Consider the following 14,130-nt stretch of genomic DNA (forward strand, 5'->3'; position numbering starts at 1 on the left):
GAACGCCCCCTGGACGCTGCCGTCTCGACGACCGCGCTGCACTACCTGCCCGAGCCGGCGCTGCTGCGCACCTACCGCTCCCTCGCGTCCCTGCTCCGCCCCGGCGGCGTCCTCGTCAACGGAGACCACTTCCCGCCGGACGCGGCACCGTGTGCGGGCCTCACCGCCCATGTGGGCCGGCGCAGGGCGGAGCGCACGGGCGGCCGTGCCCCGGAGGACTGGCGGTCCTGGTGGGACGCCGCGGCCCGCGACCCCGAACTGGCCGATCTGCTCGACGAACGCGGACGGCGCCAGGCCGTCCATGCCGGGAACGGCGGCGACGAGCGGGTCACGGTGAGCCGCCACGCCGAACTGCTGCGCCGGGCCGGCTTCGCCCACGCCGCGCCGGTCTGGCAGTTCGGCGACAGCACCGTCCTGGTGGCGGTCATGGACGACACGCGCGGACTCCCCGCTCCCGTCAGGACCTGAGGCCGGCAGCGGAGAAAGCCGCTGGGGAGCGTTGCGGAGAACGGGGAGGCCAGGGCGTTTCACAGAGCCAGACTCATCAGGATCTCGTCCCGGTCGTCACCGGGCGCCACCCGCAGCGCGCCCGGCCACCTGCCGACCTCCGTCCAGCCCGCCTTGCGGTAGAACTCCTCCAGCCCCAGACCGGACCGTACGGCGAGCTGCAGCCGCTCCAGCCCCATCTCGTCGCGCCCCACGCGCTGGGCGTGCCGCATCAGCGCGGTGCTGACACCCATGCCACGGAAGCGCACATGTGTCTGGACATGGTTCACCACGCCGCAGTGCGCCACGAGAGGATGCGGCTCGCGGCGAAGCAGCAGCCAGCCCGCGAGCGCGCCGTCCACGGTCGCCAGGAGGAGCCTGCTGTGCTCGGGGGACAGTCCACGGGTGATTCGCCCGACCGCCGGCCGGAGCGCCGCCTCGGTCACCGGCGGGAGCGGGCAGTCCATGGGGACGACGGCCCCTCCTGCGTTGACGACTGCCGTCCAGCACGCGGTGAGGTCCCGCCGGACGGCCGCGGTGGCGTCACGGGGCCTGCTGAGTTGTGCGATCACGGGAGCGGGTGACACCTCAGGCGCTGTCATACCCGGTAGCCTGCCAGGCGCACGCACCTCCGCGTGCGCCGTCCGCCGACCCTGTCAGCGTTCTTCGTACGGGTCCGGCGGCTCCGCGACCCGTACGACGGTCGTGGCCGTCCGGCCCCGTCGCGAGCGGCGCTGTACGAACCGGGCGCGGGTGGCGGGAAGAGGAGCAGGGCGGCGGCGGGCAGCACGAGCAGCCACGCCACCCGAGGGCCTCCCTCGTGCGGGTGGGGGTGTCCGTGCCCCTCCGCGACGGGGCGCGCGCCCCGGCCGGCGGCGTCGACGCCGTACCGTGCCGCTCGCGCGGTCAGCACCGCGCACGCACCAGACCGAGCAGCCCCGGCGACACCGAGGTTGTTGCCCCTTCTGGATCGATGTGTCGGCCACGGCAGGTCGGTGCCGGAGGGCCGGTGCGAAAGCCGACCGTGCACACCGGAATCGGTTGGCCGCATTCCCTGACCCGGCAGCGGAAACCGTCACCGGGAACGGTGAGGGAATCCGCCGTCGCCCATGAACGGTGGTCTGTCCTCATGGAGATGAGGGAAGGGGCGCCATCCTTGCGACACCGGCCACATCCCGGACACGACCATGCGCACGGCGAGGGCTGTGGGCATGCCGGGGTTCCCCGCGGTGACCGCATGGGCTACGTGCACGACGGTCACCGGCGTGCCGCTCCGAGGGCCACGGGGACGACCACTGACTGCTCCACGGAATGCACCCCTCCGCCCAGGGGTGCATTCCGTGTGCCTCCGTGCCGCCGGAGGAAAATGCTTGTGCGGGACTGAGGGGTCGCTTCTCACCGAGTCGAGTAGGGAAGGAGCGCCATCTCCCGGGCGTTCTTGATCGCCGCGGCGATCTGCCGCTGCTGCTGGGCCGTGACGCGGGTGACGCGGCGGCTGCGGATCTTGCCGCGGTCGGAGAGGAACTTCCGCAGCAGATCGGTGTCCTTGTAGTCGATGTACGTGATCCCGGCCGCGTCCAGCGGGTTGGGACGGGACTTGACCGGCTTGCGCGGGCCTTGGCGGGGGCTCATGGTGCTCCTTCTGCGATGTGGTGGATGGGGCGCCGTCACGCGACGGGGTCGAGCAGAGAGTCGAAGGCGGCCGGCAGCCGCTTCCATGCTTCGGGGCCTGCCGTGTACTCGGCGTCGGTGAGCAGGCAGGACTCCAGCACCCGCGCGAGCCCGTCGCGGTCCAGGCCGGGTGAGGTGAAGACGAGGTGCTGACAGCGGTCGCCGTGCTCGGGGTGCCAGTCCAGTGCGGCGGCCGCTCGGCGCACTGGCGGGACCATCTCCCAGGCGGCGTCCGGCAGGGAGGCGAGCCACGGGCCGGCGCTCTCGACGCACAGCGCTCCGCCCGCGGCGTCCCATGCGAGCAGGGTGTCGGGGCGGTCGGCGAGCCAGAACCGTCCGCGGCTGCGGGCCGCGGCGCAGCAGAGGTCCTCCAGCGCCTGGTAGAGGCGTTCGGGATGGAACGGGCGGTGCCGGCGCCAGACGAAGGTGGTGACGCCTGCCTCGTCGGCTTCCTGGGGGAGCAGGGCGCAGGCCGGGTGCTGGGCTGCGGCGGCAGCTTCGGCGTCGAAGCCCGCGAAGGCCAGCCGGGCGAGTTCCCGGGAGTCGGCGCTCACCTGACGGGCGGTGGGATGGAGTTGGGTGAGGAGCGCCCGGTCCTCGTCGTCGGCGTCCTCGCTCTCCACGACGGCGAGGACGGGGGCGTACTCCAGTTGTCTGGCCCAGGTGTCGCCGACCGTGCGCTGGTCGCCGGCCGCGGCCGCGAGGCCCGCCTCGGCCAGGTCGTCGCCGTTGCCGAGGCAGGGGAGGACGAGAGCCGGATCGACCGCGGTGATCACGTTGGTGAGCCGGACCGCGTCGCCGCCGTGCCGGACGACGACCTCGGCCATCCCCCTGGGTTCGACGGAGTCCCACAGCTCGACGACGGCGAGCCGGGTGAGGCCGGCGTCGGCGAGCCGTTCCAGCTCGGGGACCAGGTCCTCGCGCAGCGCGCAGCACGCGCAGTCGTTGACCAGCGGGGTCTCGTCCCGGGACAGCTCGCCCGAAGCATCGCGCACCTGACGCAGGACGGTGCCGTCAGCCGCCGCGGACAGGTCGTGATGGAGGGCGACGCTGTCGGGTACCAGGCGCAGGAGGTGCTCCACGACCTGGCGGCGTGCCTCGGAGTGGAGCCCGGCGACGATGACGACGGGGAGTCCGGTTCCGTCCCGCATCAGTTGGCTCCGCGTCGGCCGTACCGGCGCTCGAAGCGCTCGACCCGCCCGGCGGTGTCCAGGACCCGGGCGGTCCCCGTGTAGAAGGGGTGGCTGACGTTCGAGATCTCGACGTCGACCACCGGGTAGGTGTTGCCGTCCTCCCACTCGATCGTCTTGTCACTGGTCATGGTGGAGCGGGTGAGGAAAGCGTAGTTCGCGGCACGGTCGCGGAAGACGACGGGGCCGTAAGCGGGGTGGATTCCGGGCTTCATGGGGCGTCCTCGAGTTCGGGGCCGGTGGCGGATCGGCGGGAGGTCAGCGTTCCTCGCGGAAGTCGACGTGGCGCCGGGCGATCGGGTCGTACTTGCGCAGCATCATGCGGTCGGGGTCGTTGCGGCGGTTCTTGCGGGTCACGTACGTGTAGCCGGTTCCCGCGGTGGAGCGGAGCTTGATGATCGGGCGTATCTCGTCGCGTGCCATGAGCGGTACTATATGGGAATGGTTTCCATTACCAAAAACTAGCCGTCCCCGACGAAAGGCAGGTACGACCTTGTCCGCCCACTGCCAACTGACCGGCGCCCAGCCGGGCTTCGGCAACACCATCTCCCACTCGCATCGGCGCACTTCGCGCCGCTTCGACCCCAACATCCAGCGCAAGCGCTACTGGCTGCCCAGCGAGGGGCGGTATGTCCGGCTGACGCTCAGCGCGAAGGCGATCAAGACGGTCGACAGCATCGGCATCGAGGCCGCCGTGGCCCGCATCCGCGCCCGAGGGGGGAAGGTCTGATGGCCAAGAAGAGCAAGATCGCGCAGAACGAGAAGCGCAAGGCGGTCGTCGAGCGGTACGCGGCCCGCCGTGCGGAGCTGAAGGAGATCATCCGCCGGCCGTCCTCCACCGACGTCGAGCGCCGGGCCGCACTGGAAGAACTGCGGCGCCAGCCCCGCAACGCGAGCGCTACCCGAGTGCGCAACCGGGACAGCGTGGACGGGCGGCCGCGCGGTCACCTCCGGAAGTTCGGCCTGTCGCGCGTCCGCGTGCGTGAGCAGGCCCACGCCGGCTTCCTGCCCGGGGTCACCAAGTCCTCCTGGTAGTCGCGCCGCTCGCGCGACGGCCCCGGTTCCGGCCGTGCCTCGGCGGAGTCACGGCCGGAACCGGCCGCGGAGCGTGCCTGCGGATGCCAGGGCAGGCGCAGGAGGTGGAGCCGGAATCCCCGGCCCGGGGGAGCCGCTGCGCGGCGACGGCGGACACCATCTGCTGGTGGGGGAGCGGCAACTGCGCCGCCAGGCCCTCGGGCAGACTGGTGAGGGTGGCGTGCTGTTCCTGAGTGCCGAAGAAACCGGGGCCGGCGGTGCCCAGGCCGGAGCGGTTCATCGAGGTGGCGGCCGAGGCCGACGGCATCGGCGACGCCCAGGTCACTGTCGGCACCGGCCGTTTCCCGCCATCGCGCGCCAGGTCCCACGGCAGCGGCGGCGACTACGGCGTAGCCGCCGTCGGGGTGCGTGCCTGGCCGGGGTCCGGCTGTGCCGTCGCGGCGAACGCCGCCCGGTACGCGGTGGGCGTCGTGCCCAGGACGCGCCGGAAGTGCAGCCGCAGATTGGAGGGGCTGCCCAGGCCGCATCGGTCGGCGATGTGGTCGACGGCGAGTCCGGTGGTCTCCAGCAGTTCCCGGGCACGGTCGAGCCGGGCGGCGAGCAGCCACTGCAGGGGTGTCGTGCCGGTCTCGGTGACGAACCGCCGGGCGAAGGTCCGCGGCGCCATGTGCGCGTGTGCGGCGAGCCGTGGGACTGTCAGTGGTTCGTGCAGACGGGCCAGCGCCCAGGCCCGGGTGGGCGCGAGGGTGACGCCGGGTTCCTCGGGGGTCAACGGCCTTTTGATGTACTGCGCCTGCCCGCCGTCGCGGTGGGGCGCCGAGACCAGGGTGCGCGCCACCTGGTTCGCCGTCCACGCGCCCAGGTCGCGTCGCACCAAGTGCAGGCACAGGTCGATGCCGGCGGCGACGCCTGCCGAGGTCAGTACCTGTCCCTCGTCGACGTAGAGCACACGAGGATCCACCGACACCGTCGGGTACCGCGCGGCCAGCTCGTCGGCGTACTTCCAGTGGGTGGTGGCCTTGCGGCCGTCCAGGATCCCGGCTGCCGCCAGTGCGAAGGCGCCGGTGCAGATGGACACCAGTCGCCGGCCCCGGGTGTGGGCCTCGGCCAGTGCCGCGAGCACGTCCTCCGGGAGCTCCCGCCGGTGCGGCGCGTACCCCGGGACGATGACGGTGTCCGCCTCGCGTACGACCTCCAGCCCGGCGGCCACCGTGACCGCGAAGCCCGCGGCGGTCGTGACCGGCCGCGCGGTCCGTCCGCACAGGGTCAGTCGGTAGGGGTCCCCGGGTACGGCGATGAAGACCTGGGCCGGGATGCCCAGGTCCAGGGGCAGTACGTCGTCCATGACCAGCACCGCCACTCGATGCGGTGCGGCAGGGGTGGCAGCTTCCTCGCGCATAATGGCAAGTCTGCCACTTTCAGCGGTAGTTGGCGCGAACGATCGTTTGTGCCATGACCGATGTGACGACCACCGGCGTACCGCCGCTGCCCGACTCGCCCGTCGCCCGCCGCGCGCTGGCCCTGGTACGCGAGACGGAGTCCACCGCGACCGCCAACCACAGCGTCCGCAGCGCTCTGTTCGCCCGCCTCCGCGCCGACCACGAAGGTGCGGAGGCGGGACGTGACTACGATCCGGAACTGCTGTTCCTGGCCTGCGTCCTGCACGACATCGGCCTGACGCAGGCCGGTGACCGCCACCAGCGGTTCGAGGTGGACGGCGCCGACACGGCCGCGGAGTTCCTCACCGCGCAGGGTCTGCCGGCCGTCGACGTCGACGCCGTGTGGGAGGCCATCGCCCTGCACACGACACCGGGCATCGCCGAGCGCCGCGGCACCCTGTGCGCCCTGGTGCACCAGGGCACCGGCATGGACTTCGGCCTGGACACCGATTGCGTGGACGACGCCACCGGCGCCGCGATCCACGCCGGCTACCCGCGGCTGTCCATGGCCACCACCCTCGTCGACGAGATCACCGCTCAGGCCCGCAACCGCCCGGAGAAAGCCCCGCCCTTCACCCTCGCGTCCGAACTCCTGCGAGAGAGGTCCGTGCCACCGCACAGGACCCGCATGGAGACCATGGCCGACGCCGCACGCTGGGGCAACTGACCGTGACCACGTACGGAATCCTGCTGTTCGACTCGGCGCAGGAACTCGACTTCACCGGCCCGTGGGAGGTGTTCACCACCTCCTCCGGACTGCGGGACGGCGCGGACGACGTCCTGCTCGTCGCCGAGCGTTCCGCGCCCGTCCGGTGCTCCCAGGGCATGCGGGTGCTGCCGGACCACGGACTCGATGACCACCCGCCGCTGGACGTCGTCCTCGTACCGGGCGGTCACGGCGCCCGGGAGGCCGAGACCCGCAACGAGCGGATCACCGGCTGGCTCACCGACACCGCCGCGCGCGCCGCCTGGGTGCTCGGCGTCTGCACCGGGACCTTCCTGCTGCACGCCGCCGGCCCGGCCCGGTCCCGCCGGGTCGCCACCCACTGGCAGTACGAGGACGCGCTCGAGGAGCGCGGTGACGTCACCGTCGTACGCGACGCCCGCTATGTCGTCGACGGCAATCTCCTCACCAGCCAGGGCGTCTCCGCCGGCATCGACAGCACCCTGTGGCTCGTCGGCCACCTGCACGGACGCGAGCACGCCCGCGCCGTGCGCCGTGCCCTCCAGTACGACTCGGCTCCTCCCTGCCTGGCGGACGAACCCGTCCCCCTGTCCCCGGCCGACCGAGAAACGGAGTACCGACCGACATGAACCGCCGGACCCTCCTGCACGCCACCACCGCTCTCGGGACCGCGACACTGATGGCCGGGGGCGCCGTGCCCCGGGCCGACGCCGCCGAGTCCGAGGCCCCCGGACGTGACCGGCCCCTGCGCGTCCACGTGGTCATGTTCGACGGCGTGGAGGAACTCGACTTCTCCGCCCCGTACGAGGTGTTCTCCGCCTCCGGCTACTTCACCGACCGGGAAGTGGAGACCCGCTACGTGACGCTCGACGGTCCGCGTACCGTCAAGGCGTCCTACGGCACCCGACTACGTGTCGACCACGGGTGGGCCCCTGAGCAGGCGGACGTCCTGGTGGTTCCCGGCGGCGGCTACGCACGCCGCGAGGATCCCGGCGTGTGGGCCGAGATCCGGCGAGGCTCACTGCCACGGGCCCTGGCCGCCGCGACCCGCCCGGGCCTGACCGTCAGCGCGCTGTGCACCGGCGTGATGCTGCTCGCCGCCGCCGGGCTGACCGCGGGGCGCCCGTGCACCACGCATCACCGGGCGCGGGCCGACCTGGAGCGGCAGGGCGGCGTGCTGAAGAACGCCCGCGTGGTCGACGACGGCGACCTGGTCACCGCCGGCGGGGTCACCTCCGGGCTGGACCTCGCCCTGTGGCTGGTGCGCCGGGAACTCGGCGCGGACGCCGCGGTCGGTCTGGAGGAGATGCTCGAGTACGAGGCACGCGGCACGGTGTGGACGGAGCGGAGCCGACGGTGAGGGGGTTTCGGCGGCACCGTTCCGGCCTGTCCGTCACCCTGGGCGACGTCCGCTGCCGGTGGCGGCCGGGGTCACCGGAAGCTCTCGGGGCGCAGCCCGCGGGCCAGGTCCTCGACCGCGCAGGCCGAGCGGATGCCGACCAGGGCGGCGGTCAGGGGGAGGACGACGAACCGCTTGTTCCTGATGGCGGGTACGTCGGCGAGCGCGGGCTGGGGGAGCAGGAACTTCTTCTTCTGCTCGACGCTGCCGGCGCCGGCGTAGTCGTAGACGGCGATGACCTCCGGCTTGCGCTCGACGACCTGCTCCCAGGAGACGTCGCCGAAGACGTCGTCGAGGTCGGCGAAGACGTTCTCGCCGCCGGCCAGCCGGATCAGTTCGGTGCCCAGGCTCTTGCCGCCCGCGGTGAAGGCGCTCTTGTCGCCGCTGTCGTAGACGAAGACGGGCACCTCGGGCGCGCCCTCGGCCCTGCCGGTGGCCTTGCCGACGCGGCCTTCGAGGTCCGCGACCAGCTGGTCGGCTTGACGCCGCAGTTGTCGATGATGACCGGGAAGCCCGTGGGCACGGCCGCGGTGGCCTTCGCGTCCCCGCCGCCCTCGTCGGACGAACCGCAGCCGACGGCCGGCAACATGGACGAAAGGGCCGTGGCAGCGGCCGTGGCACGAAGGAACCCGCGCGTGCGGGCAGGGGTGAACAAAGGGGACACGTGAAGCCTCCTGGAGTCCGCGCTCCTCGGATCGGGCCCGCGACGGACCAGTGTCCTGACTCCCGGACCGACGTTCCCTCCGCCTTCCCGCGCGGTGCGCAGGGGCATGCCGGAGGGGCGCTCCCCGGTCACAGTGGCGGGACCGTGCCGGATTCGCACCGGCTTCCTGTCTCCCGTCGCGGCGATGACCAGGTGATCCCACACCCCCGGGCCGACGGCAGAAGAGCGTGCGGACCCGGCCGCACGCCCCGCCTTCCTCACGCTTCGCGGACCGCCCGGAGGACGAGCCGCTCGGCACTCTCGTCGTAGGGGCGCCCGTCGAACCCGCCGAAGACCTCCACGCGGCCGAACCCCGCCTCCTCGGCCATCCGCCGCAACTCCACCGCGCTGTACACGAACCACGTCAAGGTGGCCCGTGTCACCCGCTCACCCCGGACCAGCACCCACTCGCTGCGCAGTCGCGCCCACTCGTCCAGCACGGTGTCGGTCTGCACCATCACGTCGTCGCCCCGTCGCACCACCTTGGGCGGGGTGACCCTGCGGGCCAGCAGCTCCTTCCCGGCGAGGTCCAGGACGAGCGTGCCGCCGGGAGCCAGGCAGGTGTACATGGTGCGCAGCACGCGTGCGTTGTCCGCGGGATCCTCGAAGTACCCGAAGGAGGTGAACATGTTGAGGACGACGTCGAAGCCGCCCGGTGCCTCGTACTCGCGGGCGTCGGCCCGCACGTACGTCACCTCGGCACTGGCGTCGGCCGACCGCTTGCGTGCCCGGTCCAGCATGGCCGGGCTCAGGTCCACTCCGGTCACACGGTGACCGCGGCGGGCGAGCGGCACGGTGAACACCCCCGGCCCGCAGCACAGGTCCAGCACACGCGACCCCTGCGGAAAGGCCAGCAGAGGGGAGGTGCCGAGCAGTTCCTCGGCCTGCTCGTAGCGCTGCTCGGGGAAGAGGAAGTCATGGAACTCGGTCCAGAAGTCATCGTCCTGGAATCCGCCCGTCCGTGTCATCGCGCGTCAGTGCTCCTTCATGGTCGCTGTCGGGGACAGGGCGCCGCGCCGTGCGACGACGCAGCGTGAGCAGAAGAAGGGGAAGCAGCAGACACTGGGCGGCTGCCAGCAGCCAGAACCAGCCGGTGTTTCCGGCCCGTTCGCCGAGGCCGTACAACTGCCCGCCCAGCACGCCGCTCGCGCAGGCGCCCAGGCCCGCGGCCAGCCGCTGCTGGCCGAAGACCACGGCGTCGGAGCGAGGACTGCGGCGCAGTGCCTCCAGGTCGTTCTTGAGGAACAGCACGATGTCGCCCAGGGTGATCAGCGCCCCGCCCGCCAGCAGTGCCGTCCGGGTACCGGCCGCCAGCACGGCCAGGCCCGCCGCCAGGCCCGTGAAGCCGACCGCGAGGGCGAGGGCGTACGGCATGCGCCTGATCAGGCCGGAGGCGAGTGGCTGTACGACGATGACCAGCGTGAAGCAGAGCAGCAGCACCACGCTGTAGAACGCGCTGGAGGCGCGCTCGACGGCGTACACCGCCAGGAAGTGCTGGAAGTGGAAGTAGAGGTAGAAGGCGAGCGCGTTGGCGGCGAAGGGCAGGAGTGCCACGCCGGCCAGGAGACCTGGGCGGGCCGTGTCCTCCGATTCGAGGGGGTGCGAGCCGTCGGTCCCGGGCAGCCGCGCGTGTCCCGCCGTGACCGCGAGGAACAGCGCCGTGACGGCCGCGAACAGCCAGCCGGGCGAGGACAGGACGAACGGCCCGGCAATCAACGGGCCTACGGCCATGCCCGCGTTGAGTGCCGCGTTGCCCGCCGACAGGAACGCCGGGCGGCGCTCGTCGTCGACGCCGTGCACCAGGTACGCCTTGTTCGCGGGCAGGTAGAGCGCGGCACCGCAGCACGTCAGGACCAGCGCCCAGATCGCGAGGGGTGGCCAGCGCAGGGTCAGCAGGAGCCCGGCGAAACCGGCGGTGCGTACGACGAGTGCCCACAGCATCGTGCGGCGCAGCCCGATCCGGTCCGCGAGGGCCCCGCCGACGATGCCGCCGGAGAACTGCACGAGCGACGCCACGGCCAGGACGACACCGACCGTGCCGAGCCCCATCCCGAGCCGTTCGTGCAGGAACACCGACATGAACGGCAGGACCATGAAGCTGCCGAGCGGAATGAGGAACGAGCTGAGCAGGAGGAACCGCAGCGGGCCGGTGAGCGGGAACAGCGAGGCCCGCAGCCCCGGTCCCCGGGTGGTGCGCTCACCCACAGGGCGCCTCCCGGCCGGCCGGGTCGGTGAGGACGCTCAGGGCGTTGGCGGCGGCCACCGCGCGGTGGGTGGCGAGTTCGGCGGTCTCCGCCTCGGCGTACACGATGCCCGCGTATCCACGGCTGTCGCCCAGGTGCTCGATGAGGTCGCCGGTCTGCTTGACCGGGTACCAGGCGGGCGTTCCCGGCATGCCGGTGAGCCGGTCGAGCCCGGCCACGCCGGTGAACACGCCGGGTGCGGCGGGGTAGCCGAGAACGAAGGCGACGGCCGGACCGCCGGGAAGGGCCGCGTCCATGAGCCGGGGGCGGTGGCCGAGCGCGGCCTCGATCATCGCCTCGTACACGTTGACGCCGAGCGCCCGGCACATGCCCTCCCCGACCAGCGCGCCTCCGATCCGGGGATTGACCTCCACCACCTCCGGGCCGTCGGCGGTCAGCACGAACTCCACATGTGCGAACCGGTCGGTGTAGCCGATGGCGGCGAGCACCTGATCGAGCCAACGCTCCAGCGATGTCCGCTGCGGGCCCGGGAAGGCGACGGGGAAGGCGGTGATCTCCTCCCGGAAGTGCGGCTCCGGTGACATAAGCCGGCTGGAGACGCCCAGCAGCCGGGTGCGGCCGTCCCAGGTGAGCGTCTCTGCGCTGTACACCGGGCCGTTGAAATAGGGCTCGGCGAACAACCGCCCCTTCAGATCCCGACCGGACGCCTCCGCCAGCGCCGCGTCGAGTTCGCCCTCGTCACGGACCAGCCACACGTTCTGGCTCCCGGTGCCCGCCGTGTCCTTGAGCACGAGCGGCAGTCCCGCCTCCTTGAGCAGCAGCCCGCGTGCCTCGCGGTCCGGCTCGGCGCTTTCGACGGCCCTTGCGCGGGTGAGGCCCGCGTCGTGCAGTCTGTTGCGTACGGCGGCCTTGTCCCGGGTCAGTCGCAGGACGGCTGGATCGAGACCGGGCAGGCCGAGGCGTTCGGTGAGGGCGGCGCCGGCCAGGGTCCAGGTGTCGGTGGAACTGATCAGGCCGCGCAGTCCCGGGGTGCGCCGGAGCAGATCGGCGGTTCGTTCCACGTCGAAGGTATCGGTCACGACGACGTCGAGGGCGTCGGCGGGCAACCGGTCCAGTTCGTAGGCGTAGTAGGCGGGGTCCCGGGTGAGGAGCAGCAGGCGCTCGCCGAGCCGGTCGGCGGCGCGGACCAGATGGCCGAGGCCGAAGGTCAGCGACTCCAGGCAGGCCACGGTCATGCCGCCCGCTCCTTCCAGTGGGCCGGGCAGGGAGTGCGCTGCCACGTCATCCTCGACCAGGGCATGGTCATCTCCTCCGGAGTGCGGACCTCGAGGGGTTTCAGCGCGGCCGGATCCAGGGCCTCGGCGTGCCGGGCGAACACGCGCTCCACGTAGCGGTGTCCGGTGTCGGCCCCTATCACCAGGTGCAGTCCGTCGGGGTGACGGCGGGCCTCGTACGTCGCCGTCAGATAGCCGGCACCGGTGGACAGCCCGGCGAACACCGCGTGTTCGCGCAGCAGGGCGACCGCGCCGGACATGGCGTGGGTGAAATCCAGCCAGTGCACGGTGTCGTAGAGGTGGTGGCGGACGTTGTCGAAGACGATCGACGAGCCGATGCCGGCGATGATCGCCTCGGGATCGTGGTGGTCCTGGCTGCCGAAGGTGACGCTGCCGAAGGGCTGGACGCCGACCAGACGCACCGAGGGGTCCGTGACGCGCAGGCGCTCCACGATGCCACCGGTCGAGGCTCCGGAACCCACCCCGCCGACGACGGTCAGCGGTACGGCCGGGAACTCCGCCGCGATCCGGTCGGCGACCTCTTGGTAGCCGAGGTAGTGGACGTCGTCGTGGTACTGGCGCATCCAGTGGTGTCCGGGCTCCTCGGCGAGAATCTCGCGCACCCGCCGCACCCTCAGTTCCTGGTCGAGCTTCAGGTTCCGCGACGGTCTGACCTGCTCCACCGTGGCGCCGAGGATCTCCAGTTGGGCGAGGGTGGTGGCGTCGACGGTGGTGGACGCGACGATGTGGCACCGCATGCCGTACCGGTGGCAGGCCAGTGCGAGGGCGTAGGCGTAGATGCCGCTGGAACTGTCGATCAGGGTCTGGCCCGGACGGACCGTGCCCCGCTCCAGCAGATGGCGGACGGCGGCCAGGGCCGAGTAGATCTTCATCGACTCGAACCGCAGCAGGACCAGGCCGTCGGTGAGCCGGACGAGGTCCGGGACTTTCAGAGCGTCGGCGATGTGGGGGTGGATCACCCGTAGCCTCCTTGGGCGAAGGTGCACTGGTGGCCGAGCGAGCGGAAGAACGCGGAGAGTTCGGACTTGACCTCGGCCCGTGGGCGTGAGGCGAAGAGGAAGCCGGCCAGGCAGCCGGTGTGGGCGACGAAGACGCCGTCGGCGCCGAACCGCTCACGATGGGCCTGCAGACTGCCGAAGGTCGCCTTGGGCAGCACCTCCTGGGACAACGCGGCACTGGTCGTCGCGGCACGGGCGACGGCGGCCGGGTCACCCGAGTCGAAGCCCTTCAGCAGATCGGTCAGACACCGCTGGTACTCCTCACCGCGGCGCCGGTAGTGGTCCAGCAGCAGGGGAGTGACGGCGGCGGTGTCCACCGTGCCGGGTTCCGTGACGTAGGCGGTGTGGAAGCCGATGCCCGGGCCCAGCCGCCGCACCACCCGGTGCCGGCCGCTGAGGTACAAGGCGAACTCGTCGAGGAAGACGCTGTCGGCGCGCTCGATGCCCGCCAGGACGCCGAGGACCACGTCCGTGTCGTACGGCAGGGAGAAGACGCGGAACAGGCAGCGCAGCGTCGCCACGATGTCCGCCGTGGAACTGGCCATCCCCACGCCCACCGGCAGTTCGGAGTGGGTGCGCCAGTCGCCCGGGGGCAGGGCGAGGCCGTAGTGGTCCAGGAAGAGCCGCACCGCTTTTGCCGACTTCTCACCCAGCGCCGGCGGACGCGGCGAGCCGGCCGTCGTCCTCGGTGTGAAGTACACCCAGGAGTGACGGTCGACGGGAAAGGACACCACCGCGATCTCAGGATCGGTGCCCGCTCGCAACGGGCCCTGGTACAGCTCGCCCAGAGTGCCGTGGCAGACACCGGACACCGTGCCGCCGGACACGTCCGGTTCCTGGAGGACGCCCGCGACGGGTCCGGGCATCGTCGGCCCCGGTCCGTCGGACGACACGCCGGCCCAGGGTCGGTACGGCCGACGCGAACAGGCTGGGTCCCGCACATCATCCTCCTCCGTACCGGGCCTTGCACACCGACAGGGAAGGAGGCTCGGCCACACGCACGACGTACGACCGCCCATACCGCC

At 72.0% G+C, this 14,130-nt stretch carries 16 protein-coding genes, 2 pseudogenes and 1 riboswitch; of the genes and pseudogenes, 6 read left to right on the forward strand and 12 right to left on the reverse strand.

Annotated elements, in window-relative coordinates:
- A pseudogene (locus ACIQ8B_RS18855) lies at positions 1-468 on the forward strand (methyltransferase); the annotation flags it as partial.
- Positions 469-527: 59 nt separating this feature from the next.
- Here ACIQ8B_RS18855 and ACIQ8B_RS18860 read toward each other — a convergent pair.
- The 5 genes from ACIQ8B_RS18860 to rpmG form a co-directional block, all read right to left on the reverse strand.
- Positions 528-1,088 carry a GNAT family N-acetyltransferase gene (locus ACIQ8B_RS18860; RefSeq protein ID WP_403548097.1) on the reverse strand — a complete coding sequence of 187 codons (561 nt, stop codon included), beginning with the start codon at positions 1,086-1,088 and terminating at the stop codon, positions 528-530.
- 793 nt (positions 1,089-1,881) lie between these two features.
- Entirely contained in the window at positions 1,882-2,118 is a 237-nt protein-coding gene (gene rpsR / locus ACIQ8B_RS18865) for a 30S ribosomal protein S18 (RefSeq protein WP_403548099.1), read from the reverse strand.
- A gap of 35 nt (positions 2,119-2,153) precedes the next feature.
- Entirely contained in the window at positions 2,154-3,308 is a 1,155-nt protein-coding gene (locus ACIQ8B_RS18870) for a CobW family GTP-binding protein (protein ID WP_403548100.1), read from the reverse strand.
- Positions 3,308-3,562 carry a type B 50S ribosomal protein L31 gene (locus ACIQ8B_RS18875; protein ID WP_106411211.1) on the reverse strand — a complete coding sequence of 85 codons (255 nt, stop codon included), beginning with the start codon at positions 3,560-3,562 and terminating at the stop codon, positions 3,308-3,310. The genes ACIQ8B_RS18870 and ACIQ8B_RS18875 overlap by 1 nt, the downstream gene beginning before the upstream one ends.
- Positions 3,563-3,605: 43 nt before the next feature.
- Positions 3,606-3,770 (reverse strand): 50S ribosomal protein L33, encoded by a 165-nt coding sequence (gene rpmG / locus ACIQ8B_RS18880; RefSeq protein WP_106411210.1) that lies wholly within the window; start codon positions 3,768-3,770, stop codon positions 3,606-3,608.
- 70 nt (positions 3,771-3,840) lie between these two features.
- On the opposite strand from rpmG, the gene rpmB reads away from it, so the two are divergent.
- On the forward strand, positions 3,841-4,077 hold the full coding sequence (rpmB, locus tag ACIQ8B_RS18885) for a 50S ribosomal protein L28 (RefSeq protein WP_030833456.1): 237 nt from the start codon (positions 3,841-3,843) through the stop codon (positions 4,075-4,077).
- The gene (gene rpsN / locus ACIQ8B_RS18890) at positions 4,077-4,382 is read left to right on the forward strand and encodes a 30S ribosomal protein S14 (RefSeq protein WP_403548103.1); all 306 of its coding nucleotides are present in this window, start codon (positions 4,077-4,079) and stop codon (positions 4,380-4,382) included. Before rpmB ends, rpsN begins: the two co-directional genes overlap by 1 nt.
- A 382-nt stretch (positions 4,383-4,764) precedes the next feature.
- Here the strand turns inward: rpsN and ACIQ8B_RS18895 are convergent, their stop codons facing one another.
- On the reverse strand, positions 4,765-5,781 hold the full coding sequence (locus tag ACIQ8B_RS18895; protein WP_403548105.1) for a GlxA family transcriptional regulator: 1,017 nt from the start codon (positions 5,779-5,781) through the stop codon (positions 4,765-4,767).
- Between the two features lie 53 nt (positions 5,782-5,834).
- Between ACIQ8B_RS18895 and ACIQ8B_RS18900 the strand changes: the two genes are divergently transcribed.
- The 3 genes from ACIQ8B_RS18900 to ACIQ8B_RS18910 are packed head-to-tail and all read left to right on the forward strand — an operon-like array spanning position 5,835 to position 7,866.
- Positions 5,835-6,488, forward strand: coding sequence for an HD domain-containing protein (locus tag ACIQ8B_RS18900; protein WP_403548106.1), 654 nt, complete (start codon positions 5,835-5,837; stop codon positions 6,486-6,488).
- Between the two features lie 2 nt (positions 6,489-6,490).
- On the forward strand, positions 6,491-7,135 hold the full coding sequence (locus ACIQ8B_RS18905) for a DJ-1/PfpI family protein (RefSeq protein WP_403548108.1): 645 nt from the start codon (positions 6,491-6,493) through the stop codon (positions 7,133-7,135).
- Positions 7,132-7,866, forward strand: a complete 735-nt coding sequence (locus tag ACIQ8B_RS18910) for a DJ-1/PfpI family protein (protein ID WP_403548110.1) — start codon at positions 7,132-7,134, stop codon at positions 7,864-7,866. Before ACIQ8B_RS18905 ends, ACIQ8B_RS18910 begins: the two co-directional genes overlap by 4 nt.
- Positions 7,867-7,937: 71 nt before the next feature.
- Here the strand turns inward: ACIQ8B_RS18910 and ACIQ8B_RS18915 are convergent.
- The 6 genes and pseudogenes from ACIQ8B_RS18915 to ACIQ8B_RS18940 form a co-directional block, all read right to left on the reverse strand.
- A pseudogene (locus ACIQ8B_RS18915) lies at positions 7,938-8,387 on the reverse strand (ABC transporter substrate-binding protein); the annotation flags it as partial.
- A 230-nt stretch (positions 8,388-8,617) separates the two neighbouring features.
- A riboswitch (cobalamin riboswitch) is annotated at positions 8,618-8,739 on the reverse strand.
- An 87-nt stretch (positions 8,740-8,826) separates the two neighbouring features.
- Positions 8,827-9,576: a class I SAM-dependent methyltransferase gene (locus ACIQ8B_RS18920; protein WP_403548112.1), complete on the reverse strand. Its 750-nt coding sequence runs from the start codon at positions 9,574-9,576 to the stop codon at positions 8,827-8,829.
- Positions 9,545-10,813: an MFS transporter gene (locus ACIQ8B_RS18925; RefSeq protein WP_403548114.1), complete on the reverse strand. Its 1,269-nt coding sequence runs from the start codon at positions 10,811-10,813 to the stop codon at positions 9,545-9,547. Before ACIQ8B_RS18925 ends, ACIQ8B_RS18920 begins: the two co-directional genes overlap by 32 nt.
- Positions 10,806-12,047: an ATP-grasp domain-containing protein gene (locus ACIQ8B_RS18930; protein ID WP_403548116.1), complete on the reverse strand. Its 1,242-nt coding sequence runs from the start codon at positions 12,045-12,047 to the stop codon at positions 10,806-10,808. Before ACIQ8B_RS18930 ends, ACIQ8B_RS18925 begins: the two co-directional genes overlap by 8 nt.
- Positions 12,044-13,066, reverse strand: a complete 1,023-nt coding sequence (locus ACIQ8B_RS18935; protein WP_290002888.1) for a cysteine synthase family protein — start codon at positions 13,064-13,066, stop codon at positions 12,044-12,046. The genes ACIQ8B_RS18930 and ACIQ8B_RS18935 overlap by 4 nt, the downstream gene beginning before the upstream one ends.
- Positions 13,063-13,971, reverse strand: a complete 909-nt coding sequence (locus tag ACIQ8B_RS18940) for a hypothetical protein (protein ID WP_403548118.1) — start codon at positions 13,969-13,971, stop codon at positions 13,063-13,065. Before ACIQ8B_RS18940 ends, ACIQ8B_RS18935 begins: the two co-directional genes overlap by 4 nt.
- Positions 13,972-14,130 lie beyond the last annotated feature (159 nt).

The sequence above is a fragment of the Streptomyces sp. NPDC096105 genome (assembly GCF_044763335.1).
Taxonomy (GTDB): domain Bacteria; phylum Actinomycetota; class Actinomycetes; order Streptomycetales; family Streptomycetaceae; genus Streptomyces.

Excerpts from the sequence above, each read along its gene's own strand:
- rpmG (WP_106411210.1), bottom strand. The coding sequence starts at position 3,770 with ATGGCACGCGACGAGATACGCCCGATCATCAAGCTCCGCTCCACCGCG.
- ACIQ8B_RS18900 (WP_403548106.1), top strand. The coding sequence starts at position 5,835 with ATGACCGATGTGACGACCACCGGCGTACCGCCGCTGCCCGACTCGCCC.
- ACIQ8B_RS18910 (WP_403548110.1), top strand. The coding sequence starts at position 7,132 with ATGAACCGCCGGACCCTCCTGCACGCCACCACCGCTCTCGGGACCGCG.
- ACIQ8B_RS18875 (WP_106411211.1), bottom strand. The coding sequence starts at position 3,562 with ATGAAGCCCGGAATCCACCCCGCTTACGGCCCCGTCGTCTTCCGCGAC.
- ACIQ8B_RS18860 (WP_403548097.1), bottom strand. The coding sequence starts at position 1,088 with ATGACAGCGCCTGAGGTGTCACCCGCTCCCGTGATCGCACAACTCAGC.
- ACIQ8B_RS18940 (WP_403548118.1), bottom strand. The coding sequence starts at position 13,971 with ATGCCCGGACCCGTCGCGGGCGTCCTCCAGGAACCGGACGTGTCCGGC.
- rpsR (WP_403548099.1), bottom strand. The coding sequence starts at position 2,118 with ATGAGCCCCCGCCAAGGCCCGCGCAAGCCGGTCAAGTCCCGTCCCAAC.
- ACIQ8B_RS18930 (WP_403548116.1), bottom strand. The coding sequence starts at position 12,047 with ATGACCGTGGCCTGCCTGGAGTCGCTGACCTTCGGCCTCGGCCATCTG.
- ACIQ8B_RS18870 (WP_403548100.1), bottom strand. The coding sequence starts at position 3,308 with ATGCGGGACGGAACCGGACTCCCCGTCGTCATCGTCGCCGGGCTCCAC.
- rpsN (WP_403548103.1), top strand. The coding sequence starts at position 4,077 with ATGGCCAAGAAGAGCAAGATCGCGCAGAACGAGAAGCGCAAGGCGGTC.
- ACIQ8B_RS18895 (WP_403548105.1), bottom strand. The coding sequence starts at position 5,781 with ATGCGCGAGGAAGCTGCCACCCCTGCCGCACCGCATCGAGTGGCGGTG.
- ACIQ8B_RS18920 (WP_403548112.1), bottom strand. The coding sequence starts at position 9,576 with ATGACACGGACGGGCGGATTCCAGGACGATGACTTCTGGACCGAGTTC.